General features: G+C 70.1%; 19 protein-coding genes, 1 tRNA gene and 2 pseudogenes. 8 read left to right on the top strand and 14 right to left on the bottom strand.

Going from position 1 to position 23,401, the window contains the following annotated elements; translation table 11 throughout:
- The first annotated feature begins 84 nt into the window (after positions 1-84).
- Entirely contained in the window at positions 85-639 is a 555-nt protein-coding gene (locus K4S16_RS46820; protein WP_200842126.1) for a sigma factor-like helix-turn-helix DNA-binding protein, read from the top strand.
- Positions 640-827: 188 nt separating this feature from the next.
- Entirely contained in the window at positions 828-1,214 is a 387-nt protein-coding gene (locus tag K4S16_RS26215) for a DoxX family protein (protein ID WP_149261708.1), read from the top strand.
- 20 nt (positions 1,215-1,234) lie between these two features.
- On the opposite strand, the gene K4S16_RS44480 is transcribed toward K4S16_RS26215, so the two are convergent.
- From K4S16_RS44480 to K4S16_RS26205, 3 genes are all read right to left on the bottom strand, one after another.
- Positions 1,235-1,399 (bottom strand): hypothetical protein, encoded by a 165-nt coding sequence (locus K4S16_RS44480; RefSeq protein ID WP_160161034.1) that lies wholly within the window; start codon positions 1,397-1,399, stop codon positions 1,235-1,237.
- Between the two features lie 158 nt (positions 1,400-1,557).
- Positions 1,558-3,639: a phosphocholine-specific phospholipase C gene (locus K4S16_RS26210; RefSeq protein ID WP_149261707.1), complete on the bottom strand. Its 2,082-nt coding sequence runs from the start codon at positions 3,637-3,639 to the stop codon at positions 1,558-1,560.
- Positions 3,640-4,116: 477 nt separating this feature from the next.
- Positions 4,117-4,716 (bottom strand): hypothetical protein, encoded by a 600-nt coding sequence (locus K4S16_RS26205; protein ID WP_149261706.1) that lies wholly within the window; start codon positions 4,714-4,716, stop codon positions 4,117-4,119.
- 231 nt (positions 4,717-4,947) lie between these two features.
- Between K4S16_RS26205 and K4S16_RS46525 the strand changes: the two genes are divergently transcribed.
- Positions 4,948-5,079, top strand: coding sequence for a hypothetical protein (locus tag K4S16_RS46525; protein ID WP_268843273.1), 132 nt, complete (start codon positions 4,948-4,950; stop codon positions 5,077-5,079).
- Positions 5,080-5,661: 582 nt separating this feature from the next.
- Here K4S16_RS46525 and K4S16_RS26200 read toward each other — a convergent pair.
- Positions 5,662-6,144, bottom strand: coding sequence for a hypothetical protein (locus tag K4S16_RS26200; RefSeq protein ID WP_149261705.1), 483 nt, complete (start codon positions 6,142-6,144; stop codon positions 5,662-5,664).
- A gap of 169 nt (positions 6,145-6,313) precedes the next feature.
- On the opposite strand from K4S16_RS26200, the gene K4S16_RS26195 reads away from it, so the two are divergent.
- Together K4S16_RS26195 and K4S16_RS26190 are read left to right on the top strand one after the other, a co-directional pair.
- Positions 6,314-8,203 (top strand): N-6 DNA methylase, encoded by a 1,890-nt coding sequence (locus tag K4S16_RS26195; protein ID WP_200842125.1) that lies wholly within the window; start codon positions 6,314-6,316, stop codon positions 8,201-8,203.
- A 103-nt stretch (positions 8,204-8,306) separates the two neighbouring features.
- Positions 8,307-9,716: a serine/threonine-protein kinase gene (locus tag K4S16_RS26190; protein WP_200842163.1), complete on the top strand. Its 1,410-nt coding sequence runs from the start codon at positions 8,307-8,309 to the stop codon at positions 9,714-9,716.
- A 374-nt stretch (positions 9,717-10,090) separates the two neighbouring features.
- Here K4S16_RS26190 and K4S16_RS26185 read toward each other — a convergent pair whose 3' ends face one another.
- The 5 genes and pseudogenes from K4S16_RS26185 to K4S16_RS26165 form a co-directional block, all read right to left on the bottom strand.
- Positions 10,091-11,311: a hypothetical protein gene (locus K4S16_RS26185; protein WP_149261703.1), complete on the bottom strand. Its 1,221-nt coding sequence runs from the start codon at positions 11,309-11,311 to the stop codon at positions 10,091-10,093.
- 136 nt (positions 11,312-11,447) lie between these two features.
- Positions 11,448-11,750, bottom strand: a complete 303-nt coding sequence (locus K4S16_RS45915; protein ID WP_235037088.1) for a hypothetical protein — start codon at positions 11,748-11,750, stop codon at positions 11,448-11,450.
- A gap of 13 nt (positions 11,751-11,763) precedes the next feature.
- Positions 11,764-12,042 (bottom strand): annotated as a pseudogene (locus tag K4S16_RS46965) (sigma factor-like helix-turn-helix DNA-binding protein); the annotation flags it as partial.
- A gap of 986 nt (positions 12,043-13,028) precedes the next feature.
- Positions 13,029-13,706 carry a response regulator transcription factor gene (locus tag K4S16_RS26170; protein ID WP_149261701.1) on the bottom strand — a complete coding sequence of 226 codons (678 nt, stop codon included), beginning with the start codon at positions 13,704-13,706 and terminating at the stop codon, positions 13,029-13,031.
- Positions 13,703-14,935, bottom strand: coding sequence for a sensor histidine kinase (locus K4S16_RS26165; protein ID WP_200842124.1), 1,233 nt, complete (start codon positions 14,933-14,935; stop codon positions 13,703-13,705). Before K4S16_RS26165 ends, K4S16_RS26170 begins: the two co-directional genes overlap by 4 nt.
- 234 nt (positions 14,936-15,169) lie before the next feature.
- Here K4S16_RS26165 and K4S16_RS26160 point away from each other — a divergent pair, with 234 nt between their 5' ends.
- Both K4S16_RS26160 and K4S16_RS26155 read left to right on the top strand, forming a co-directional pair.
- Positions 15,170-17,329 carry an MMPL family transporter gene (locus tag K4S16_RS26160; protein ID WP_149261700.1) on the top strand — a complete coding sequence of 720 codons (2,160 nt, stop codon included), beginning with the start codon at positions 15,170-15,172 and terminating at the stop codon, positions 17,327-17,329.
- 140 nt (positions 17,330-17,469) lie between these two features.
- Positions 17,470-17,586: pseudogene (locus tag K4S16_RS26155) on the top strand (transposase); the annotation flags it as partial.
- A 387-nt stretch (positions 17,587-17,973) separates the two neighbouring features.
- Here K4S16_RS26155 and K4S16_RS26150 read toward each other — a convergent pair.
- The 3 genes from K4S16_RS26150 to K4S16_RS26140 form a co-directional block, all read right to left on the bottom strand.
- Positions 17,974-18,465 carry a nuclear transport factor 2 family protein gene (locus tag K4S16_RS26150; RefSeq protein ID WP_149261699.1) on the bottom strand — a complete coding sequence of 164 codons (492 nt, stop codon included), beginning with the start codon at positions 18,463-18,465 and terminating at the stop codon, positions 17,974-17,976.
- A gap of 1,087 nt (positions 18,466-19,552) precedes the next feature.
- Positions 19,553-19,990 carry a nuclear transport factor 2 family protein gene (locus K4S16_RS26145; protein ID WP_149261698.1) on the bottom strand — a complete coding sequence of 146 codons (438 nt, stop codon included), beginning with the start codon at positions 19,988-19,990 and terminating at the stop codon, positions 19,553-19,555.
- A 294-nt stretch (positions 19,991-20,284) separates the two neighbouring features.
- Positions 20,285-20,842 carry a helix-turn-helix transcriptional regulator gene (locus K4S16_RS26140; protein WP_149261697.1) on the bottom strand — a complete coding sequence of 186 codons (558 nt, stop codon included), beginning with the start codon at positions 20,840-20,842 and terminating at the stop codon, positions 20,285-20,287.
- Between the two features lie 114 nt (positions 20,843-20,956).
- Here K4S16_RS26140 and K4S16_RS26135 point away from each other — a divergent pair, with 114 nt between their 5' ends.
- The gene (locus tag K4S16_RS26135; protein WP_160161031.1) at positions 20,957-21,187 is read left to right on the top strand and encodes a hypothetical protein; all 231 of its coding nucleotides are present in this window, start codon (positions 20,957-20,959) and stop codon (positions 21,185-21,187) included.
- A 784-nt stretch (positions 21,188-21,971) separates the two neighbouring features.
- Here K4S16_RS26135 and K4S16_RS26130 read toward each other — a convergent pair.
- Both K4S16_RS26130 and K4S16_RS26125 read right to left on the bottom strand, forming a co-directional pair.
- A tRNA-Lys gene (locus K4S16_RS26130) sits at positions 21,972-22,047 on the bottom strand.
- A gap of 44 nt (positions 22,048-22,091) precedes the next feature.
- On the bottom strand, positions 22,092-23,396 hold the full coding sequence (locus K4S16_RS26125) for a cytochrome P450 (protein ID WP_235037087.1): 1,305 nt from the start codon (positions 23,394-23,396) through the stop codon (positions 22,092-22,094).
- Between the last annotated feature and the right edge of the window lie 5 nt (positions 23,397-23,401).

Genomic DNA, 23,401 nt, shown 5'->3' with positions numbered 1-23,401 from the left:
TATGTCGCTAGATGCCCCTCCGTGCCGCCTTGTTTCGAAACCGCCGAGCAGACAACGAGCACCAGAGCGCGTGGCTCCTTGGACATGGGCCGGGGGCTGGCGCGGCAGGACGCGGCCGCGATCGACAATCTGGCCGGCTGGCTGACCACCGTGGTCGGCCGGGTCTGCCTCGATGTGCTGCGTTCGCGCAGGACCCGGGCCGAGCTGTCTTACGAGGACCGGCTACCCGAGCTGGTGGTGACCGTGGACGGCGGGGCGGCACCCGAGGACGACGCGATGCTCGCCGAGTCGGTCGGGCTGGCACTGCTGGTGGTGCTCGACACCCTTACGCCCACCGAGCGGCTGGCGTTCGTCCTGCATGACATGTTCGCGGTGCCCTTCGTCGAGATCGGCGAGATCGTCGGCCGGTCCACCGACGCGACCAAGATGCTCGTCAGCCGGGCCCGCCGGAAGGTGCAGGGCACACCGCCGCCGGAGCAGGAGCCGAAGCGGCGGCGCGCCGTGGTCGACGCGTTCCTCACGCGGAGCGGGCCGCGCTGGAACTCACCGAGCAGGGCACCCGTCTCGCCGACTCCAGCGGCGTCACCGACGAGGCGTGGGCGAACGCGGCCAAGCACTTCGACGAGGACCAGCTCATAGCCCTGGTGGCCCTGATCTGCGTGATCAACGCCTTCAACCGGCTGAACGTGATCACCCGGACACCCGGCGGCGAATACCAGCCCGGACAGTTCGGCTGACCGGACGTTCAGGCACTCAGGCGGATCCGGGACGACCCCGGGTCCGCCCGTGGCCGCCACCCCCGGACGCTGTGCCAAAGGACAAGACTCATGAACACCGCACTGTGGATCGTCACCGGCCTGCTGACCGCCGTCTACCTGCTGTCCGGGTTCGGGAAGCTGTTCGTCCCGCGCGAGAAGATGGCGGCGATGGCCGACGCCGCGCGCTGGGTCCTCGACTTCAAGCCCGGCATCCTCAAGGCCATCGGAGCACTGGAGATACTCGGTGCCGTGGGCCTGATCCTGCCCGCCGTGCTCGACGTCGCGCCCGTACTCGTACCGCTGGCGGCCAGCGGCCTGGTACTGATCACGACCGGCGCCACGATCATGCGGATCCGCCGAGGCGAGACCAGAGCCGCGCTGGGAGACGCGGGGTACCTTGCCTTGGCCGCCTTCGTGGCGATCGGCCGCTTCGCGCTGGAACCCTTCACCGGCTGACCGGCCCGCAACCCGGGCGGTTACGCGGTGACCGGTTCGACCGAGGTGTGGCTGCCCGCCGAGGACTTCCCTCGCGGAGCGATCGTCACCGCCTCCGACGCTCCCGGCTCGTGGATGCAGACCTGGGACCCCGAGTCCCGGTCGCTGTCGATCTCCACACCGCGCACCGGCCGCGAGCACACCATGACGATCACCCCGGCCGCTGATCGATTCCAGTGCGGGGGCCGGAACGGCCGCTTCGGACGAAACCCCGGCAAGCGCCCGACGGCGCGCCCCGATGCGGGCGGAGCCCGCTCACCCGGGGGCAGCGAGTGCCGCCCCCGGGGCCCACGGCCTGCGCGGATCAGCCCGAGATGGACGGTCGGCCGTTCTCCAGGTGACCCATCAGACGGCGCCGGAACGTCTCGTCCTCGGCGGCTCTGATCTGCACGTCGTACCAGCCGTGATCAGTGGTCCAGCGGACGGTCGTCGCTCCGCCGCCGGGGACGGTCACCTCGCGGGTTGCGCCGCCGTAGGCGAGCGCGGTCAAGGAGAACGTCAGAGGGACGCCGCCGGGGTTCTCCACGGTGATCAAGAGTCGGCCGCCGGCGGCGCGGGACCTCACGTGGGCACGGGCCGCCGGGCCCGAGGCCGCGCCCGCGAACTCGCGCCGGAAGCCGTTCGGGCCCGTCAGTGTGAGGTGATAGCGGCCGTTCTTGACCGGGATCCGCTCGATGCGCTTCCCGGCCACGTCGAAATGGCGTGGTGTGCCGAACTCCCCGGCGTACGGGTAGAGAGCGAAGTGCGAGGCTCGTGTGCCCCTCTCGGTCATGGTGATGACGAGCGCGCCGTCGGCGAGGCGCGCGGAGGCGTCGGTCCGGTAGGGCAACGGCCGGGCCGGGCGTGTGCCCGGTTCGGGGACCGGACCTTTCTGGACGATCGGCGGCAGTGCGGGCCAGCGCAGATGGAACTTCGGCGGCGTGCCGGGTTTGGGCACCGGCCGCGGGCGGGCGGTGCCGTCGAAGTCGAAAGCCGAGGTGAGATCACCCGCGACGGTGCGGCGCCAGGCGCTGATATTAGGCTCGCGGACGCCCAGCCAGCGTTCCAGGAAGCGGATCGTCGAGGTGTGGTCGAAGACCTCCGAGCAAACGTAACCGCCGCTCGTCCAGGGCGACACGACGATCATCGGGACCCGAAAGCCCAGCCCGATCGGCTTGCCGTCGTAATACTCGTCGACTGCCTCCGCAGGAGGCAGGGGCGGGGGAACATGGTCGAAATAGCCGTCGTTCTCGTCGAAAAGAAGGAAGACCGCAGTAAACTCCCACACCTCCGGACGGGAGGCGATCGCGTCCAGCACCTGGTAGGTGATGCCCGCGCCCTGGATCGGGCTACCGGAGCCGGGATGCTCGGACTCCGCCGCCGAGGTGACGACGTAGGAGACCTCGGGGAGTTCCCCCGCGAGCACATCGGCCCTGAACGCCGCGCCCAGCGTGCCGCCGTCATTGCGGCGCAGGCCCCGTTCGAACAGGTCGCGCTCGGATGCCGGGAGTGCCGCGGCGCTCTCGTCCAATGAGTCCAGGAGGGCTTTCCGCGCATCAGGTGCGGCCGCGGCGACCGCGCCGTAGAACTCGGTCAGACTCTTATACGGGCCGACGGTCGCCAGAGCCCGGCGCATGATCTGCTTGAACGTGGTGAGGAACTCCAACGGGTTGTCGGTGAAGTTGTCCCACTCCTGGTACACCTTCCAGGTGCGTCCGGCCTTGGACAGCCGTTCGGCGTAGGAGGTCAGGGCGTAACCAGGATGGCCGGCCTCGTCGTAGGCGTCGTTCTCGACCGCGCGATGCCCGTTCGGCTCATAGCCGATGGTGCCGGTCCAGTGGAAGGTCCGGTTGGGATTGGTCGGCCCGAATACCGAACAATGGTAGGCGTCACAGACCGTGAAGGTGTCGGCCAGTTCGTACTGGAACGGCAGGTCACTGCGGTCGTAGTGGACCATCGTGGGCATCATCTTGGCCGCGATCCACGCGTTGTGCCAGCCGCCGCCGCGCGCTTTCTGGCCGCCCTCCCAGCCGTGGTCGAGCCCGGCGATGTAGTTCACGTCCGTGAACGGCCCGTGGCCGATCGCATCGCGGGCCAGGAACGGCTTCACGTGCCGCAGGAGACCGGGCTGCTCGAAGACTGGGCGGCCGTCGGGCAACTCGATCGCGTTGCGGTCCCCGTAGCCCCGGACGCCGCGCAGCGTCCCGAAGTAGTGGTCGAAGCTGCGGTTCTCCTGCATCAGGAAGACCACATGCTTGATCGCCTCGAGGCCCCCGGGCCTGACCGGACGGGCGAGCGCGGCGTGCACCGAGGGGGGTAGCAGCGAGGCGAACGTGGCACCGCCCACCACCCCGGCGCCGGAAGCGAGGAATCTGCGGCGGGAGGGGCCAGTGCTACTGGTACTCATGTCGACAAAGGGTGAGTTCCGCCGGTAACGGGACGATGGTGATCGGGTATCCACCAGGCAACAACATGAGAGCGATTCACGTATGTGACCGGCGCCCCTCGGCCGCAGGCGGCGGTGCGACGGCACCGCGAACGACGCGACCGGCGTTGCCCCCAGAGCACGGACACGGGCGGTCCGAGCACCCGCGCGTCTGCGCCTGCCATCTGCCCGAGGCGATCGAGTCGTTCGGCGGCACGGCTGACCCTGCCGGAGCCGTCCACCTCGTGCCGGTAATGGCGCATGAACGGCCAGGCCGTCCTGGGCCTGCGCTGGGCGGGGCGGCAGGCCGAGTAGGTGACGACCGGGAATCGGAGCGTGCCGCGCCGCCGCAGCCGCCCCAACGCCTGGCTCGCGAGGGGGTAGGTCGGCACAGTTGACGTCGTGGCGCTGCGGTGGCGGCGGGCGCCCGCCCCTGGGCGGGCGGCGCGTCCGTTGGTGTTATGTTCGCGAGCCCTCGCCCTGCCCTAGCACGGTCGTGGCGTGGTCTTCTGCGCGGGTGACGATATCCCGGTAGTCCGCAGGCCTGATCTTGCCATTCGGCGACAACGATAGGATGATCACGTAATTACCGCGTCTGCTGGTGAGTTGCAGGGCGCTACTGGTTGTTCCGCCGATTCGGTGGTCCCAGATCTGGATGCGTGTTGGTCCGCCGTCACGCCGATAGAATTCGTCGGCTCTCAGTGTGACATGGTGATTCTCTCCGTCGATTACGATGTCGTAGGCGTGGCATTCTTCTGGCGCCGGAGTCGCGACAAGCTGTTGGGCGTTCGCCTCCGTGAGCTTGATGACGGTCTCGGTCACGAGGAGGCCCCGGGCATCGTCGGTCCACATGGCCAGCGCTGCGGGCGAGAAGCGGGCCTGCTCGCCGAGCGCCTGGATACGGCCTGGCATCATCGTCCGGTCGGCGCAGGGCTCGGACGGCCACGTCTTACCGTTGACGATTCTGTCCGTGAGTTGCTGGTAGGTCCCCGAGATCGGTCCGTATCGGAACGACTCGCTCGACTGCGCCGCCGGGATCGGCAACAGCGCCCGCTTCATGCGATCCGTGTCGGCCGGCTCCGACGGCCGATTCGTCGGGGACGCGCTCCGATCGGGGGCCGACTCATTGTCGGTGGTACCGCATGCACACGCGACCACGAGAAGCGCCGCACAGGTGTAGAGGCGGAACAAGGGATGCGGCATCGAATGATCATAAGGGGAGCCGGCCGGCCTGCCCAGCCGGACCGGGGTGGCCGCAAAGTGTCCGAACACAGTGCGACCATCGGAGCCGTGCAGGAGTTTCCGGCCTTCCTGGAGCACGAAGGTGTCCTGCCGCGGCGGCCTACCGAGATCCGCCGCGCCGACGCTCCGCTGTCGTGGCGTGTCATCGAGGTGGTGAACGCCGCAGAGACGTGGTCATAGCGGCGCGGTCGGCGCGCAAGGCCCACCACCTACAGGTGTTCGGGCCGTTGCCATACGCGCCTGAACGGCACGGAAAGTTCGAGTTGATGGCAGTGGACTGCCTGAAGGTCCATAGAACCGACCGTGGTCCTCAGCGGCTTCCGGGGCTTGGAAGTGGCGACCACACCGGAACCGGGGTTCACCGAGCGGCACTGGGAGCACTGGTCGAGGCCGCGCCCGACCCGAGCGGCGGCCGCCGCTGACAGCCTGACCTTCGAGGTGCCGCCTGCGACGGGATGCGAGCCAATGGATTCACGCCTGCGGAGGTGCATCCTGACTGCTTTGGTGGCCCTGGCCGCCGGTGCTGTGGGGACATGACCGGCTAGGGCGGGCGAGGTGCCCCCGCTTTCGCGGTGCTACCAGGGCCGACGCGGGGCCCGGATCGAGCCGCCGAGCCGCCACCGAGCAGCCACGGGAACGAACCGGGCCGAGGTGCAGATCCCGATCCGGGAGCGGGGTAGGCGCCGGTACCGCAGGCTTGCCCGCCGACCGGGTCCGCTGCGCCCCGCTGAAGGAGTCGGGTGGGTTCGCCGCGCGTGGCGATCAGCAGGCCTTGACGACCTTGCCGCCGACCACCTGCTGGACGCGCTTGGTCGTGCCGTTGCTGAGCGTAGTGACCATCCAGTGCCGCCCCTCATCGGCGACGATGGTCGAGGAAGAGTTCATCTGGCAGATGACCTTCTTGACCTCCGTGAAGGCCTGGGGATCGTCGTAGAACTCGATGCTGATGTTGTCGGCGCCTCCGCAGATCACTTTCCCGCTGCCCAGCGACTCGGTCTTTGCGGGCTTGGCGCAGCCCAGGCGCGCCTTGCGGATCTTCTTGGCGATGTCCATCGGGTCCTGGTAGACGACTGCGGCGGCGGTGCTCTCAGGAGTTCCGGCGGGTCCGGCGCTCGTGGCCGCCGCGGACGCCGCGGCGCCGCCGTCCTTGGGCGCGGCGTCCCCCTCGTCTGCGTTGCACCCGGTCAGCATCAGGGCGGTCAGGGCGACGGTGGCGGCGAGAGGGATCGTCGAGCGGATTGACATGGCAGAACCTCCAAGAAGACATGTTCGTCACAGGTCGCGGACGCGGTCATCTGTGCGGCGCGTAGCCAAGTACAACATGCGTTAACCGAATAAACAACACCACTGGTTGTGTCGACATTCACGATCGACAGGTGTAGTGTTCGAGGTTGCCGGATGAGGAGGGGCGGACGTGCGCAAGGACGCCACCGTGACCGCGTCGGACATCGCCCGGCTCGCCCGGGTGAGCCGGGGAGCGGTGAGCAACTGGCGGCGCCGCCATCCCGACTTTCCGCAGCCCATCGGCGGCACTCCGACCAGCCCGGTGTTCTCGCTCGCCGAAGTCGAGACATGGCTTCGTCGGCAGGGCAAGCTCGCCGAGGTCCCGTCGGAGGAACGGGCATGGCAGCTCCTGTGCACGGTCGGCGACGAACGGGAGATCGGCGCCGTCCTGCGACAGGTGGGGGACTGGCAGCGCGCCGGCACGCCGATCACCGGGCTGAGCGACCGGGCGGCGGCGAAACGGCTGGGAGTCGACCAGCGGTCGGTGCCGCTGCTGAGGGCAGTGGACGAGTTGTCCGGCGAGTGGGACACCGCCCCTGCGTTCGAGTTCCTGGTCGAGCGCTACCTGGAGGTGAGGCTGCCCCGACTGACGTTGACGTCGCCGGAGCTCGCCGCGCTGATCGCAGGCCTGGTCGACCAGGACGCGCGGTCCGTGCTGGATCCGGCGTGCGGTACCGGTGAACTGCTGTCCGCGCTGTCGGCCGCGCGCGAAGGGGAACCGCGGCGGCTCTACGGGCAGGAACGCGACGAGGTGCTCGCACCGCTGGCTGAGAACCGGCTCGCCCTGCGCGGCATCCCGGCCGAGATCCGCGGCGGGGACTCGTTGCGGCACGATGCGTTCGTCGGCCTCACCGTTGACGCCGTGGTCTGCGACCCTCCGTTCAACGAGCGGTACTGGGGCTACGAGGATCTGGCCGCCGATCCGCGGTGGGAGTACGGGCTGCCGCCCCGCATGGAACCGGAAATGGCATGGATCCAGCACGCGCTCGCGCACCTCGTCCCCGGCGGGCTCGCGGTCCTGCTCGTGCCGCCCGCCGTGGCGGGGCGACGTTCGGGGCGGCGCATGCGCACGCAGTTGCTGCGCCGCGGCGCCCTCCAAGCCGTGGTCGCGCTTCCCGCCGGCCCCCATCTGTGGCTGCTGCGCAAGCCGGCGGGCGACCGGCCGACCGGCCTGCTCGTGATGGACGGCGCGGACGACGCGGAGATCTTCCGGACCTGGCGGGACTTCCAGGCGGGCCGCGACGTGGACCGGCCCGGGACGAGCCGGGTCGTGCCGATCATCGACCTGCTGGACGAGGAGGCCGACCTGACCCCGGCCCGGCATCTGGCCGCCTTCGAGGGGGACCGGACGGCCGAGCGGTTCGTCCAGACGCTCGACCGGCTGAGGGCGCTGCTCGACAGGATGTCCGGGCTTGTGCCCGAGCTCGAACCGGTGCGGCCGGACCGGGAGACGGCCGTCACCTCCGTCGCGGAGCTGGCCCGGATCGGCGCGTTGACCGTGCATCGGGCTCCGGCGCGCGGGGATGCGGGGAAGGCGGGCACGGAACGGCCGTTGCTCACCGCCGAGGATGTGCTTCAGTACCGCGAGCCGAGCGGCCGCGCGCTCATCGGAGCCGAGGACGACTGGATCGTCACGCGTACCGGAGACATCGCCGTGGCGGTGGCCTCCCGCCGGTTCGCCGCGCGGGTGGTGCAGCGAGACGGCCTGGTGCTCGGCCCGCACCTGTCCCTGGTCAGAGTCGATCCGCAGGCGCTCGACCCGTACTTCCTGGCGGGCGTCCTGCGCAGCACCGCCAACGTGCGATCGTCGTCCCTGTCGTCGACGGGCACCCGCGTGGACGTCCACCGCGCGCGTGTGCCGCGGTTGCCGATGGACGAGCAGCGCCGGTTCGGGGAGGCCTTCCGGCGGATGGAGCAGTTCGCCTCCGCGGCGCGCGAGAGCCTCGCCCTCAGCGAGCTGATGGACCGGCTGCTGGCGGACGGTGTCGCAGAAGGTGACCTGGGTGCGGTCGGCGGCTGAGGCCCGCCGGTCGGCGACGGTGACGGCCGGGCTGGTCCCGTACGTTCGGGCGAGCTGCGGCTACGCCAGACTGTTCCCCGTCTGAATGGAGGGGGCTTCCGTGATGCAGTTGCTCGGGGGACGTTACGAGCTGACCGCCCCGCTCGGTCGGGGCGGCATGGGCGAGGTGTGGGAGGCGGTCGACCGGCAGTTGGAGCGGCGAGTCGCGGTGAAGCTGCTCACCAACGAGGCGATCATGCGCAGGCCGGACCCCTCCGAGCTGGTGCGCCGCTTCGCCCGGGAGGCGGAGCTCACCGCAGGTCTGCAGCATCCCGGAGTGCCTGCGGTGCACGATGCCGGCTCCACCGAGGACGGCCTGTTCCTGGTGATGGAACTGGTGGACGGCTGCACGGTCGCGGACCTGGTCGCCGAGCAGGGACCGCTTCCGGTCGCGTGGGCGGCGGCGATCGCCGCGCAGGTCTGCTCGGTGCTCGCGATCGCGCACGGCCGCTCGCTCGTGCATCGCGACATCAAGCCGCAGAACCTGATGGTGACCCGGGACGGCACGGTCAAGGTCCTGGACTTCGGGGTGGCGACCGTCCTTGACGCCGTCGGGGTCGTCCGGATCACCCGCACGGGCGAGACCGTGGGCACGCCCGCGTACATGGCGCCGGAGCAACTGCGCAGCGAGCGTGCCACCCCGCGCACCGACCTCTACGCACTGGGCTGCGTCCTCTACGAGATACTCGCCGGGAAACCGGTGTTCACGGCGACGTCGCCGCATGCCCTCAGTTACAAGCACCTGGAGGAAGACCCGGCACCGCTGCACCGTGCCGACGTTCCGCTCCCCCTGGAGGACCTCGTGCGCCGGTTGCTCGCCAAAGACCCGCGGCAACGCCCGGGGGACGCCCGCGAGGTGTACGAGCGGCTTCTGGTGTTTGTGCAGGGTGTCCATCCGCTCGGCGACGTCGACCCGGCGTTGTCCATGTCGACAGGGATGCAACTGCATGCCCGTGTCCTGGTCCGCCTCGCCGGTGCCGACCGGCGAGTGCCCCTGGCGCATTCCGTGTCGCCGTCCGGCCCGCCCCCCATGCCCGCGGGCTTCGCGCCCTTCGTGACCTCGCCGTCCATCCCCTCGCAAGGGCCTGCGCACATGCCGGACCTGGGCCCCCCGCCGCCTTGGGAGCCGAGGATGGCGCGCCGCGGTTTCGGCTGGAAGCTCGGGCACAGTCTGTGGATGGTGCCGACCCTGGCGTTCGGCTTCCTGACCTGGCTGTCGTTCCTGTACATCGGAGTCCGGCACCGGCGTCGCGCCTGGCTGATCACGGCCGCGCTGTACGGGGTCTCGACGGTGGCGTCGGGCGCCTTCATCGTGACGACGACTGACGAGAAGGGTGTGACCTCGACGCCCGCCGCGCTGTTCTGGCTGGCCCTGTTCCTCGGCGGCGTCATGCACGCGGCCGGCGTGAACCCGGGCCGTCTGCGCCTCCGCGCGCACCTGGATGCGCGAGATTCGCGGCCCGCCGCCCCGTGACGCCAGGCTCCGCCAAGGCCGTGCCGAGCGGCTCGCCGGGACGGGACGAGCGGGAGGACCTGGGCGAGGAGCGACGGCGGGGCCCCGAGCCGTGGCGTCGTCGGGGGCGGCGAGATCAACACTGGCGACGGCGACGTCGCCGAGGGCATCGCGGGTCGCGTGAGGGAAGTGCGACGTTCATGATCGTGACCTCGAAGACACCTTCACCTACCCCGATGCCTTGGCGGCCGAACTCCCCATCGGCGGAAGAGCCAGGTGTCGCAGATGTCCAAGGTGCTGGACGTCCAGGGCGCCGCGTTCCGCAACCGGCCCTCCAGCGGCACGCCCTGACGGTGGTCGGGGATGCAGGCGGCGGCCGAGGCAGGGCTGAGGCGCTACTTCAGGCGTGCGATCAGGGGCTGATAATCACCCGATGTTGCTGTGATTGCGCCGACGCCCCACAGGCCTCCACCGGGAATCGGCGCCAACCCAGCCAGGGTTGCCATCCCGGTCACCGGGACCGGAGCGTTCTGCCAGCCGCTCGCGGTCCGGCGCAGCGCGAGCATCGTGTACGAGGGCTCGGACGGGGTGACGGTGTCGCCGCCGGCCAGTGCCTGCCGGCCGCTCACCGCCACGTCCATCAACTCGCCGCGCCCGTCCGGCACCTTCGCGCTGGCCCATTCTCGGCCGTTCCAGTGCAGGAGCATCGGGTGACGGAGCGCTTCCCGGCCGGGGGTTGTCTTGCCCCAGCCGGAGACCCAGACGTCGTTTCCGGTCACCATCCGTACCCTGGCGAGCCGTTGCGTCATATAGCCGGTGACCGGTTCGGGCAGCCGCTTCCACGTACGGCCGTTCCAGTGCAGGAGCAGCAGTCGCTCGGGGTGGACGTCGTCGCCCGGGTAGTCCGTCCCCACAGCCCACACGTCCCGCGGCCCCCGCGCGTCGATGCCGTCGAGTGAGAAACTGCCGTCGAGGTTGGGCAACGGCACGTTGCGCCAGTGTCGTCCGTCCCAATGCTGGACGAACCCACGCCCGACCCCTGTCCCGCCGTCGTACGTGCCGCCGGCGAGCCATGCATCCTCCGGACCGACGGCACTGATCGAACCGGCGGAGGTCTGCTCCGCGCCGGGAATCGGTGCGAACGGAACCGGCGTCCAGCTCTGGCCGTTCCAGTGCAGGAGACCACAGTCGGCGGAGGCCCACACGTCCTTAGGACTCGAGGCGCTGACCTGGTTGATGCGAGCGAAGTTGGGGATGGACACCTGCCGCCAGCTGCGCCCGTCCCAGCGCAGCATGACGGAGGTGAACATTCCCTTCGCGAAGTTGCAGTTCTCGTCGTCGGCCGGGGTCCTGGCAAGCCGTGGTGGCTTCCTCGGGTTGACGAGGAGCCCGCCGGCCCACGCGGCATTGCGTCCCGCCGCAGTTGCACTGAGCAAGCTGATACTTCCCTGAACAGGTGCATTGAACAACTGCCACTTCGGAGACCCCGGCGACGTGGCAGGAGGTGTCGCTTTCGTACCGGCCACCGCCGCCGTCGTCGGCGAGGCCGCTGCCAGGCCGGCCAACGTGATCGCGAGCGCACCAGATCGGATCGCGGTACTTCTTACCCCACGCATGCAAAACCTTCCCTTGGGGACTTTTGTCTGTTCCGGTGACCCGGCCCACGTCGACGCCGGTCGGTTCGCCGCCCGGTGGGCCGGGTGGGGACCGCAGGACGCCACGGAACGTGTGACGTCCTGCCCCCGTAACCGGTCAGGAGGCGGGGATATCGCCGATCTTGTTCACCCAGCCCTGGCGTTCGGTGGCCCCGTGGCCGCTGACGGCGTGCGCCCCTGGGGTGCCGGGGCGGTTGCCGGGCCGCGTCTCGTGGTCGAGAAGCCGGGCGGTCGCCGGGTCGATCACTAGCCGCTCGATCACGCCGTCGGGGTTCTGGGCGGTGATGGCCACGCCTGGCCTGCCCTTCCGGTCGCTGGTTCGCCCGGTGACGTGGACGGACGGGTAGTCCGCGAGGATCCGGTAGAGAGCCGCCCGGGTGCCGGGAGTGGTCGGTGCCATCCAGCCGGCGGCGTCCCCGGTGCAGGCGGACGATGAAGGCGGTGCGGGAGCAGCCGGCGACGCGGGCCGCCTCAGGGGGCTCAAGACCGTGCCAGGCGGTCAGAGTGACGGCCTCGGCCTCCTTGGCCGACAGGGTGCGCAGGGCGGCCGGCGCTTGGTCGCGGGCTATGACGTGGTCGGCGGCATCCCAGGCGTACCGGTCGGCGTCGGTGGTCAGGCCGGCCAGCCGGTCGATCAGGCCGCGCGCCTGACCGGCCGCACCGTGCGACTGGCGGGCCAGGTTCCTGGCCACGCCCAGCAGCCACGGCAGCGCCTGCTCGGGGACTTCACCGATCTTCCGCCATGCGATCGTGAAGACCTCACCGGTCAGGTCTTCGGCGGCCTGGGGCGCGACCCGCAGCACGATGTAGCTGAAGACGTTGCGGTAATACGCCTCATAGAGGCGGATGAATCGGGCCTCTTGCTCGTCCACGCCACCTCCTCTCTTCTCGGAGCCGATACGCCAAGAAGTCAGAGAAGGCGTCACTGGATTACACCCAAGGCCAAGGAATCTTCGCGGACCCTGCCCTACGGGCCTGCGAGGCGGTCGTCACGGATCGTGCCACGGACATCTGGAACCAACGGCACTCGCTTCATGCAAGGCGTCACTGGATTACACCCAAGGCCAAGGAATCTTCGCGGACCCTGCCCTACGGGCCTGCGAGGCGGTCGTCACGGATCGTGCCACGGACATCTGGAACCAACGGCACTCGCTTCATGCGCTGCGCGAGTGCGAGATCTCTTATAACCGCCATCGTCCTCGCCAGGGCATCGCGAACGCCCGACCATGCACCCCGCTGCCCCGCCGAACACCAACCCCGGCCAGATCGCCCGGCTGGACGTGCGAAGACGCAGACGCCTCGGCGGAGTCCTCAACGAGTACGAGCATGCGGCGTGACCTGAACGGATGTACTTTTCGGCAGAAGCAGGGCTGCTGGTGGGCCGCGCCGTCCCAGGGCTGGACGAGACGCTGTCGCGGCCGGCGAGCCGAAGACAGGGGCCGTTCTCCTGGGTCTGTCGCCCAGTGCGGTGGCCGTTCAAGGGCGGACGCGGGGTCGAGTTCACGAGGACGGCCCCCGACTTCCCGGCCTCGACGAGGACCTTGATCTCCTCGGCCTCGCCAGTCGGCGTTCCTGAGCGGTCGTGGCGGCGGGCGTGGCCGTCGGTCGTCCCCGGTACGGCTCACCGCCCCCCGACCGCCCAGCGGCTCGAAAGCCGGTGTAGGCCCGCCACCGCCGGTCAGTGGCCGATGTTGCGGTCGCCTGCCTCGACCAGGCCGCTCTCGTAGGCGAAGATGACGATCTGGGCGCGGTCACGTAGGCCTAGCTTGGTGAGGATGCCGGAGACGTGCGTCTTGACGGTCGCGGGTCCGATGAAGAGCTCTTTGGCGATCTCGGAGTTGCTCGATCCGCGGGCCACGGCGGCCATCACTTCGCGCTCGCGGTCGGTGAGGCGTTCCAGGCGTTCGGCCACGGCGTTGTTGACGCTCAGCCGCCGGGCGAACCGGCCGATCAGCCGGCGGGTGATCGAGGGGGCCAGCAGAGCGCCGCCGTCGGCGACGGTGCGCACGGCGGTGGCGAGCTGGTCGGGTGGGATGTCCTTGAGGACGAAGCCGCTGGCACCGGCGTGCATCGCCCGGTAGACGTACTCGTCCGGGTCGAACGTGGTCAGGATGAGCACCCTGACGTTCCAGTCGGATTCCGCCAGGATCCGCTCGGTGGCCTCCAGACCGTCCATGTCCGGCATCCGGATGTCCATGAGGATCACGTCGGGCCGGTGCCGGCGCGCCGCCTCGATCGCCTCGGTGCCGGTCCCGGCCTCGGCGACGACCTCGATGTCGTCGTGGATCTGCAAGATCATGGCGAAGCCGCCGCGGACGAGGGCCTGGTCGTCGACGATGGCGACACGGATGCTCACGCGGGCTCGCCTCCGGTGGGCAGGTGGGCGGTGACGTCGAACCCGCCGTCCGGGCGCGGCCCGGCGTCGAGTGTGCCGCCCAACAGTAGTGCCCGCTCCCGCATCCCCACGATGCCGTGGCCGCGCGTTCCGTCCTGGGCGTCTCCCGGCAGGGCGGCGGTGCCGCCGCCGTCGTCGCGCACCTCGATGACGATCTCGCCGCCGGCGGCCCCGAGCCGGACGTCGGCGTGGGCGCCGGGACCGGCGTGCTTGAGCACGTTGGTAAGCGCCTCCTGAACGATGCGGTAGGCGAACAGGTCCACGCGAGCGGGCAGTCCGGTCGGGAGCGTGGCGAGCGACAGGGTCACCGCGACGCCCGTTGCGCGGATCTGGTCGGCGAGGTGGGGAACGTCGGCCAGGCCGGGCTGGGGCTCGGGGCCCCCGGCATCGTTCTCAGGACGCAGGACGCCGAGCAGGTGGCGCAGCTCGGCCAGCGCCTGCCGTCCCTCCTCTTCGACCGCCCCCATCGCCCGCAGTGCCTGCTCCGGGATCGGGCCGTCGGCGGCGTGCGCGGCCATCGCCTTGGCCGCGCCCGCCTGAACGGTCATGACGCTCACCCGATGGGCCACCACGTCGTGCAGCTCGCGGGCGATGCGCGTCCGCTCCTCGGCCACGATGCGGACGGCCTCGGCGGCCTGTTCTGCGACGAGCCGGGCAGCGTGGCGATCGCGCAGCCGGAGACCGCGCCCCACGTACCACAGGCCGACCATGACGATGACCCCGAATACGACCTCACTCCACGGCGCGGATTCCGTGCGCAGGTCAACGGTGACCAGGGCGACGGCCGCCACGACGCCCGCGGGCCCCCACCGTGAATCCGGCGAGTACCGCCCGGCGCTGTACAGGGCGATGAGCACCGGAACGCCGACGAGGTTGCGCGTGGTCGGCAGCAACAGGGCCCAGGCGATCAAGGTGACGCTCAGCACGGCCAGAGGTGCCTGGCGTCGCCAGTACAACGCCGTACCGGCCGCGGCGAAGACCGGCAGGGCGGCGAGGTTGAGGTCGCGAAGGGGACGGAAGGCCAGGGCGTCTCCGGGCATGTCGTGCACGAACACCAGCACGAGGAGGACCAGCCCGGCGAGGACGGCGTCCATGGCGCGCGGCCAGCGGGCGAAGGGCCCCCGGAGCCTTCCGGGGCGGCCTGCCGCGGCCTCGGCGAGCGGGCGGGAAGGCGGTGTCGTGCGGTTCACCAGCGCTCCACGGTGCGAGATGCGGTGCACTCCGCGGCTTGTCGGCGGGCGCGGGACCACCGTATGCGGGAGCGGACACACCGGTCATCCGCCGCGAGGCGGAGCGGGCCTCCGCTGCGCGACGGGGATCGGCTCCGCCGGTGGACGGGCGACTGCGGCGGCCCCGGCGAGCACGGTTGGTACGACAGCTCACCCCGGCGCACTCGCCGCCGCATCCCCCGAAGGAGCACCGTCATGCATCGCGTCATCCGTCGCATCGGCGACACCAGCGCCCGCCGACCATGGCTGACGATCGGGCTCTGGACTCTCCTGGCCGTCCTGGTCATCGGGCTGGCGGGCACCGCAGGCGGCACGTTCGCCGACGACCTCGTCGCTCCGGGCAGCCAGAGCGAACGGGCGATGGAGCTTCTGGAGGAGCGCTTCCCGCAGGCGGCCGGTGGCAGCGCCAAGGCGGTCTTCGCCGCTCCGGAGGGTGAACGGCTCGACCGCTACCGACCTGCCATCCAGGCGGCCCTCGCCCGGATCGCCGATGCCGAGGACGTGGCCGCCGTCGCCGACCCGTTCGCCACCGGCACGGTGTCGCGCGATGGGCGCATCGGCTACGCCGAGGTCACCTTCGACCGGCCCTCGGCCGGGCTCGGCCCCGAGCCGGTGAAGGCGATCACCGGCGCGCTGGAGCCGGTACGGGCCGCCGGTGCCGTCGCGGAGGTCGGCGGCGACGCCGCGTTCGTCAACGCCGAGACCGAGACCTCGGGCACCGAGGTGGCCGGTCTGCTGGCCGCCCTGGTCGTGTTGCTCGTCGTCTTCGGAACGGTCGTCGCCGCCCTGGTGCCGATCGCGATCGCGATGGTCACGGTGGCCACCGGGCTGTCCGGCATCGCGCTGCTGGCCCATGTAATGGACGTCACGAGCGCCGCAACGAGCGTCGGAATGCTGATCGGTCTGGGCGTCGGCATCGACTACGCCCTGTTCATCGTGGCCCGCTACCGCCAGAACCGGACGGCCGGTCAGGACAACCGCACCGCACTGTCGAACGCCATGGCGTCGGCGGGCTCGGCGGTCCTGTTCGCCGGAGGCGCCGTCGTCGTCGCAATGTCGGCGCTGCTGCTGACCGGCTTGGGCCTGCTGGCCTCGATCGGGCTCGGCGCAGCGCTGGTCGTGCTCTTCGCCGTGGCCACCGCCCTCACCCTGCTGCCCGCACTGCTGTCCCTGCTGGGCGACCGCATCGACGCCGGACGCGTCGTCCGCCGCCGCTCCCCCGCCAAGCGCACCGAAGACGGGGCATGGTGGCGTCTGGCGCATCGTGTCTCGGGCCGCCCCTGGCCGTATCTGCTCGGCGCAACGGCGCTGCTGCTCACGCTCGCCGCCCCGGCGTTGTGGATGCAGACCGGCTACCCCGACGCCGGCGACGACAGGACGAGCACGACCCACCGCCGCGCGTACGACCTGCTGGCGGAGGGCTTCGGCCCCGGCCACAATGCCCCGCTGCTGCTCGTCGCCGACCTGCGCCGCCCGGGCGTGACCGCCCAGACCATCCCCGACCTCACCGAACGTCTCGCCGCCGACCCCGGCATCGCCGCGGTGGGCTCGCCGCGGACCTCTCCCCGGGGGGACGCGGTCGTCGTGCCCGCGATCCCCACCAGCGCCCCCGCGGACGCCGAGACCTCCCGGACGCTGGAACGCGTTCGCGACCTGGCCCCCGCCAACGTCGCCGTCTCCGGCATGACGGCCATGACCGACGACCTCACGCGGCAGCTCGACAAGACCCTCCCGATCTTCATCGCCGCGGTCCTGGCCGCGTCGTTCCTGCTGCTGATGGTGCTGTTCCGCGCCGTCGTCGTGCCGCTGAAGGCCGCCGTCATGAACCTGCTGTCGATCGGCGCCGCCTACGGCGTCGTGGTCGCGGTGTTCCAGTGGGGGTGGTGCGCGGACCTGTTCGGCCTGGACGGAACGTATGCGATCGCCTCACCGCTGCCCACGATCTTCTTCGCGGTCCTGTTCGGCCTGTCCATGGACTACGAGATGTTCCTGCTCTCCAGCATCCGCGAGAGCTACGACGCCACCGGCGACAGCACCGAGTCGGTCGCGCGCGGCTTGGCGGGCACCGGCCGGGTGATCACCTCCGCCGCTCTGATCATGACGGTGGTCTTCCTCGGCTTCGTCGCCCACCCGTCACCGCTGGTGAAGATGCTCGGCCTGGGCCTGTCCACGGCGATCCTGCTCGACGCCACGGTCGTCCGGATGCTCCTGGTGCCCGCGACCATGGCCCTGCTGGGCAAAGCCAACTGGTGGCTCCCCCGCTGGCTCGACCGCCGGCTCCCCCGCCTGACCGACCCGGCCACCAAGCCCTTCCCCGACACCCCCGCGCCGCCCCCGGTGCCCGCCGCCCGCTGAGAAGAACGCCCGGGTGACCAGCGCGCCCAGCGCGAGAGCAGTCCTGAGAACCGTGGGGCCGGGCCGGCCGGTGGCCCGTTGACCAATCGGCTGCGGGCCTCATCCATCGAGCCGCCGCGGATCCTGGACCGCCCCGGGTTCTGCTGGGCGTCAGCACCCGGCGGGTGGACAAGCTGGTCGAGCAGATGGGGATCAAGGGCATCTCCAAGAGCCAGGTCTCGGAGATGTCCAAGGTGCTGGACGCCCAGGTCGTGGCCTCACTGGAGGCCAAGCATCCCGACGCCGCCGAGCACCTGGACGCCGCCCGCGAGGACCTGCTGGCCTTCACCGGCTTCCCGAATCTGAAGGCCGAAAGGCCCGACTGGCTGGAACGCGAGCAAGCCGTCCAAGCCGAGGTCCGCAGGAGGAACTCCGCCTCAAGCAGCAGCGCGTCAAGTCCTGACTCACGTGATGCCTCTGGCCGCGCGCACCGCCGCTCGCAAGGTAGGCCGCGTGGGTCAAGGCGGGCAAGCGCAGGTCGCCTGGTCCTGACCGCCACCGATCTGGCCATGCCTCCACCGCCGACTCCACTGACGGCTACTTCCTCGTCCGCGGGGCGCTGGCGGCGGGCGACGGCACGCATCAAGTCTGACTCTTGATACTGGTCAGGTTCCCGGCTGCGGGGGCGAGGGCGCCCAGCGGTCTGCCAGCAGCCTGAAGCTGGGCACATCGTCGAGCGATATCGAGTATTCGTAGGTCCGTTCATAGCCGATGCCACTGATGCGCCATCCGCCGTCCGCGCAGCGTCGATACGTCTCCTCATAGAAGGCGGAACCGCGGATCAGCACCCGGAATGCCTTGGCGATGACGGTGTCCTCCAGGCACCAGGTGCCCTCGGCCCTGTCGCCGTCGACCCGGATCTCGGGTTGGCCCGCGAAGTGCACCGTGGTGATCTCGGGACCGAGATTGTCGCGCATGTAGTCGACGATGGCATCGCGGCCTTCCAGGCGCAGCGCCTCGCCGACCGCGCGGGTTCCGTAGGTGCCCAGGGCGTCATCGGTGAGGGTGTCGGCGAACCCGTCCCAGTCCTTCAGGTCCAGGCAGCGCAAGTAGCGGTACTTCACCTGGCGGATCTCTTCCAGGGCATTCAGGTCCATGCGACGTAGCTTGCTCGACACCGCCGCCGTTGACAAGAACGCGTTCTAATTCCCTGGGGGCCCCTCCCGCTCGGCGTTCGGCGCGGCGACCTGTGAGTGGGGTGTACCGGCGGTGCGGCTGTGAGGACCCGCTGACCGGCCGGGCCGTTGGCCGCAGTTGCACGCGGTGAAACGGGCGGCCGGGACCACCGGCCCGCGGACCGCGGTGAGCGCCGTCACGGGTCGCCGTCCGGTCCTGGCTGCCGAGCACCGCGCTCTCGCGCACCAGGTCGCCGGCCCCCTCGCACGGCCAGCACGACCTCGCGCCAGGCTGACGTTGCCGAGATCACGTTCGCCCAGCCCGCCGGGATGACGACGATGTGGTCGGAGTCCTTCCCCTGGTAGCACAGCGGCGCCCTGGCCGGGTAGTTGCACGCCCGCCCCATCTCGCCAGCGCCGTACGCTGCGCCGGATCGAGCTCGCCCCAGAGCCCTCCCTGTGGTGGAGAGGCTGACGGTGCTGGCTGTGTGCGGTTCCAGCCGGGTGCGGCGGTCTACATGCTTCCATCGGGGTCCATGACCGCGCCTGGGAGCGGGCGCCGGAGAAGGGACCCGTCACGGCACCTCGCCGACGGCCCACCAGCGCTCTGGGGTTGAACCTGGGCGACGCCGTCGAGCACGCCCTCGCCGAGCACCGCGACCACCTGCAGCACCTGACCACCGCGCCGAGTGCGCCACCAGATCCTTCACCACCACCGAAAGCGGCGGCGCAGCCCCAGACCCCCGCCGCCCGCGACGATCGGGTCGCACGTCGCACCCCCCAGGGGCGCACCCCCCGCTGCCTCCACCGATCAGCCAACCAGACCAGACCGCCCAGCTGAACGTCTGAAGAAGGCAACGTCTGGGGGAATTCTCAACGAGTACGAGCATTCTGCTTGACCTGCGCGGACGTAGTTCTAGGCATGCGCACCGTTGAGGGGGACGAAGACCGCGGTGAGCATGACCGCGAGCGCGACCGTCAGCTCGGCGGTGTACAGCACGGCCGCTAGCGTGGGGAGCCAGTACGGTGCTGGGGAGTGCGCATGGCCCTGAAGCCGCTTCCCTGCGTCTTAGGGGGAGGTCAGGGTGGCCATTACGCGGTCCGGTTCCCAATGGGCGCGGAACGAGGTGATCAGGCCGTCGTCATCGACGGTGTAGACGGTCAGGCAGTCGATCGTCGTGGTGGTCCCACCGTCCAGCGTCGCGGTGATGGTGACGACGTTGGCGCAGGCGGGGCCGTTGGCGAACGAGTCGCTCACCCGGAAGTGGAACTTGCGCACCCGGGCGATGTTCTCGTCCCAGAACCGCTCGATCCCGTCCGGCCCCCGGTGCCCCTTGCCCTCGGGATCGAGCATCGAGGGGCCGACGGGGTCCTCGATGACGGCGTCCGGACCGAACAGCGCGAGCCACTCCTGCTTGCGCCCGCCCGCGGCCGCGGCCATCGCCGCGCGCACCGCCCGGCGTGCGGGGTGGTCGCCGTCCGGCGCGTCCCAAGTGACTGTGCCCATGGCAGAAACTGTAACGTGTTCTCATTCCTGGTCCAACGGTCTCCATCGACCCTTCAGGCAGGTACGCGGCCGCGCCGAGTCTTCCCCTGAGCGTTCCTAGCGGGAGTCCACGGTGTCCGACCATCTGGCCGCCATCTGTAGCACCGTGCCCCCACGCCGCCCACAGCGCCAGCAATGCCGCGGCGGCGCCTGCGCGGGGACGTTCGGAAGGACCGGGCGGCTTGGACCTGGCGGCCTAACAGGCCCCTGTACGTCAAGCCCCAAGGCCTCGTGGGCAGGCCCGTCTGAGACATGTCACCTTGCTCTGTCCTCAAGCAACTTGCGAACTTTGCGTAGCGTGCTGTCGTCCGCTCGGGTCAGGAGAGATACCACCAGGCCGAGCTCGGTGGCCCGACTCTCAGTCGGGCCCTCATAGTCCGCCTGTTCCCAGTCCTCATCCTCGTCCGGAGGGGCACCGAGCGCCCTTCGTCGTGCTTCACGGATCCTGCTGGTGAACTCGATGATGACCGGATCGCCGTGGTCGCCGTCGAGCGGGTCGAAGACCAACAAGTCCTGCCGGTATCCCTGAGGCGAGATCTGCTCGACGGCACCCTTTGCACCGTAGACACGCAGCAGGTTTCGCATCTGCCCAAGGGCAGGCGTGCGCTTGCCTACCTCGATGAGGCGCAAGTACTCAGAGGAGAATCCGAGTTTGGTCGCTGCATCAGCGCGAGACAGGCCAGCCTTCCAGCGCAGACGCTCAAGCAGTTCCCCGAAGCGGCTGTTGTCCGACTCGCCTGGTCCGACGACCATAACCACGAACGGAGACGGGGCGCCGATGGAGGTCTCCGGCTGCCTATCGCCATCATCCACGCCAAGAGGGTATCCCAACAAGTAATCAGTTGGAAGTTGTTGCCTGAGCTGTCTGGGCTTCGGTAGCCTCCAACTACTGGCAACAAGGCCATTCAGTTGTTGGAGGTGATCGACGTGGAGATCGACAACTACGATGAGGGCGCCGCAACGGTCGAGGAGATCGGGCCGTCAGGTGGGATCTACTCGCTGCCGGCTGTCGGGGACGCCGCCGCAAAAGCACGCAAGTTCTACGACGAGATGGCTCCGAGGGAAACCGACTCAGCCGAGGTACGGGTTGCCAAGGAGCTCTTCCGTTGGTCGTCAGTGGTCGCCGGGTCGGCGGCTGTCGCGGTGGTCGTCCTGTAAGGGGGACTGAGGCGGCCCCGGCTTCTGTGGTGGGAAACAAGCCAGGGGAACTCGTGCCGCCCTGGCCCGAGGCTGCGCTGTCATGCTCGGTAGGCCGGTCTGTCGCCGTCCGTGATGGTCAAGGCAACGACAGGCCGCCCACCCTGACCTCATGAGGAGAGCGAGGAGTGCCGGCGGTGTGTACCGGCGATGCGGCTGTGAGGATCCGAGCGGCGGCCGCGCGTTGATGCCCCGTCGGTACACCGCGAGTGCGGAACCATCCCCGCGTGCGCGGGGCCGATACTTGCTGACCTGCGACGCTAGCAGTGAAGGCGTCGGGTTTCATTCGGTTGGTTTGCGATCACGATCCCGGGCAGAGATGTAATGATCTTGGTGAGCGTGATGGCCGGGTGTCTTGAGAGCCGTTGGTGTGGGGTTGCTGCCTTCGGGTGTATGAGTATCGAGGGGTAGAGGCGCGCTTTCGTCCGCGTCGTGCTCTGATCGCGGCGCCCTCTCTATGACCGCCTGATGGGAAGCGCTCGATGGCGCCGCCAGCGGGATGCGAGCCAGCGGATTCACTCCTGCGGGAGGGTGTTGCTGACTGCTCCTGTGGTCCTGCGGTCGGATCAGTGGGTGGTATGACCGGCTTAGGTGGGTGAAGAGTGCCTGGCTTTCGAGGCCTGACCAGGGTGGGCGCAGGGCCCGGATCGAGCCGCCGAGCCGACCTCGAGCCGGCATGGGGACGAAGCGGGGCAAACGCGGCGGCTCACAAGCCGGGCTTTCTCGCGTTTCCCCTGGTCGGGGGTGGTGGGTCGCGTGGGACTCGAACCCACAACCTACGGATTAAAAGTCCGGAGCTCTGCCAATTGAGCTAGCGACCCGTCCCGGCAAGGGTACCGAGATCGGCGGGGGGTTCGCGACGGGGTTAGGGGGCGGGGGCCAGGTGGACGGGGAGGTGCTTCAGGCCGTTCTGGAAGTTGGAGGCCAGGCGGACGGGGGTGCCGGTGAGGGTGACGCGGTGGGGGAGGAGTTCGCGGAAGACGGCGCGCATCTGGGTGCGGGCGAGGTGGGCGCCGAGGCAGAAGTGGGGGCCGAAGCCGAAGCTGACGTGGTCGTTGGGGGTGCGGGCGATGTCGAAGCGGTCGGGGGAGGGGAAGACGGTCTCGTCGCGGTTGGCGGAGGCGTGGTAGACGACGACCTTGTCGCCGGGTTCGATCTTCTGGCCGCCGAGTTCGAGGGGGGCCGTGGCGGTGCGGCGGAAGTCCATGACCGGGGGCCAGTAGCGGAGCATCTCCTCGACGGCGGACGGCAGGAGGGACGGGTCGTCGCGTAGGCGGGCGAGTTCGGCGGGGTGGTCCAGGAGGGTCAGGAGGCCGCCCGGGATGCCGTTGCGGAGGGTCTCGTTCCCGGCGACGGCGAAGAGGAAGAACATGTTCTCGAACTCGTGGGTGGTGAGCCCGCCTTCGAGCATGCGGGACATGATGTCGCCGGACGGGTGGGAGCGCTTCTCGGCGGCGAGGGCGTGGGCGTAGGCGAACATGTCGGCGAGGGCCGTGTAGGAGCGCGGGTTGATGGGGCGGCCGTCGGGGCGGACGGTCTCGGAGGTGCGGTACTTCATCGCCTCGCGGGCCATGGGGGTCATCGAGGCGGCGTCGGCGGTGGAGAGGCCGGCGTAGTCGGGGTCCTGGTAGCCGATGACGCGGGACGCCCAGTCGTAGAGGAGGCGGCGGTCGGAGTCGGGGACGCCCATGATGTGGGCCAGCGTCCAGACGGGGAGGTCCGCGGCGAGTTCGACGAAGTCGGTGTCCTCGCCGAGGGCGGACGCGACGAGGGTGCGCGCCCGCTCGTTGATCGTGTCCTCCAGCGCGCGGACCGCGCGGGGGGTGAACGCGGCGGCGACGATGCGGCGGAGGCGGGAGTGGTCCGGCGGGTCCTGGTTCAGCATCATCGCGCGGACGAAGGCGAGGTCCTCGGGCGTGTCGGGGTCGCGGATCTGGGTGGCGCCGAGGTTGGAGGAGAACAGCTCCGGGGAGCGCAGGACGTGCTTGACGTCGGCGTGCCGGAAGACCGCCCAGTAGCCGGGGCCGGCGGGCCAGGGGCCGACGGCCGGTTCGCCGATCCAGGCGACCGGCGACCCGGCGCGGAGCTCGGCGAAGGTCGCGTAGGGGACCCCGGCGGCGTAGGTGGCGGGCAGGAAGATCTCCTCGTGCATGCCCTCAGCGTGCATCATGTCGG

The sequence above is a fragment of the Actinomadura sp. K4S16 genome, assembly GCF_008327685.1.
GTDB lineage: Bacteria > Actinomycetota > Actinomycetes > Streptosporangiales > Streptosporangiaceae > Spirillospora.
The sequence above is the reverse complement of the archived record's forward strand: the minus strand, read 5'-3'. Positions and strand labels throughout refer to the sequence as shown.

Coding starts and splice junctions, on each gene's coding strand:
- K4S16_RS46820 (WP_200842126.1), top strand. CDS start 85: ATGGGCCGGGGGCTGGCGCGGCAGGACGCGGCCGCGATCGACAATCTG.
- K4S16_RS26215 (WP_149261708.1), top strand. CDS start 828: ATGAACACCGCACTGTGGATCGTCACCGGCCTGCTGACCGCCGTCTAC.
- K4S16_RS44480 (WP_160161034.1), bottom strand. CDS start 1,399: ATGGTGTGCTCGCGGCCGGTGCGCGGTGTGGAGATCGACAGCGACCGG.
- K4S16_RS26210 (WP_149261707.1), bottom strand. CDS start 3,639: ATGAGTACCAGTAGCACTGGCCCCTCCCGCCGCAGATTCCTCGCTTCC.
- K4S16_RS26205 (WP_149261706.1), bottom strand. CDS start 4,716: ATGAAGCGGGCGCTGTTGCCGATCCCGGCGGCGCAGTCGAGCGAGTCG.
- K4S16_RS26200 (WP_149261705.1), bottom strand. CDS start 6,144: ATGTCAATCCGCTCGACGATCCCTCTCGCCGCCACCGTCGCCCTGACC.
- K4S16_RS26190 (WP_200842163.1), top strand. CDS start 8,307: ATGCAGTTGCTCGGGGGACGTTACGAGCTGACCGCCCCGCTCGGTCGG.
- K4S16_RS26185 (WP_149261703.1), bottom strand. CDS start 11,311: ATGCGTGGGGTAAGAAGTACCGCGATCCGATCTGGTGCGCTCGCGATC.
- K4S16_RS45915 (WP_235037088.1), bottom strand. CDS start 11,750: ATGGCACCGACCACTCCCGGCACCCGGGCGGCTCTCTACCGGATCCTC.
- K4S16_RS26160 (WP_149261700.1), top strand. CDS start 15,170: ATGCATCGCGTCATCCGTCGCATCGGCGACACCAGCGCCCGCCGACCA.
- K4S16_RS26150 (WP_149261699.1), bottom strand. CDS start 18,465: ATGGACCTGAATGCCCTGGAAGAGATCCGCCAGGTGAAGTACCGCTAC.
- K4S16_RS26145 (WP_149261698.1), bottom strand. CDS start 19,990: ATGGGCACAGTCACTTGGGACGCGCCGGACGGCGACCACCCCGCACGC.
- K4S16_RS26125 (WP_235037087.1), bottom strand. CDS start 23,396: ATGATGCACGCTGAGGGCATGCACGAGGAGATCTTCCTGCCCGCCACC.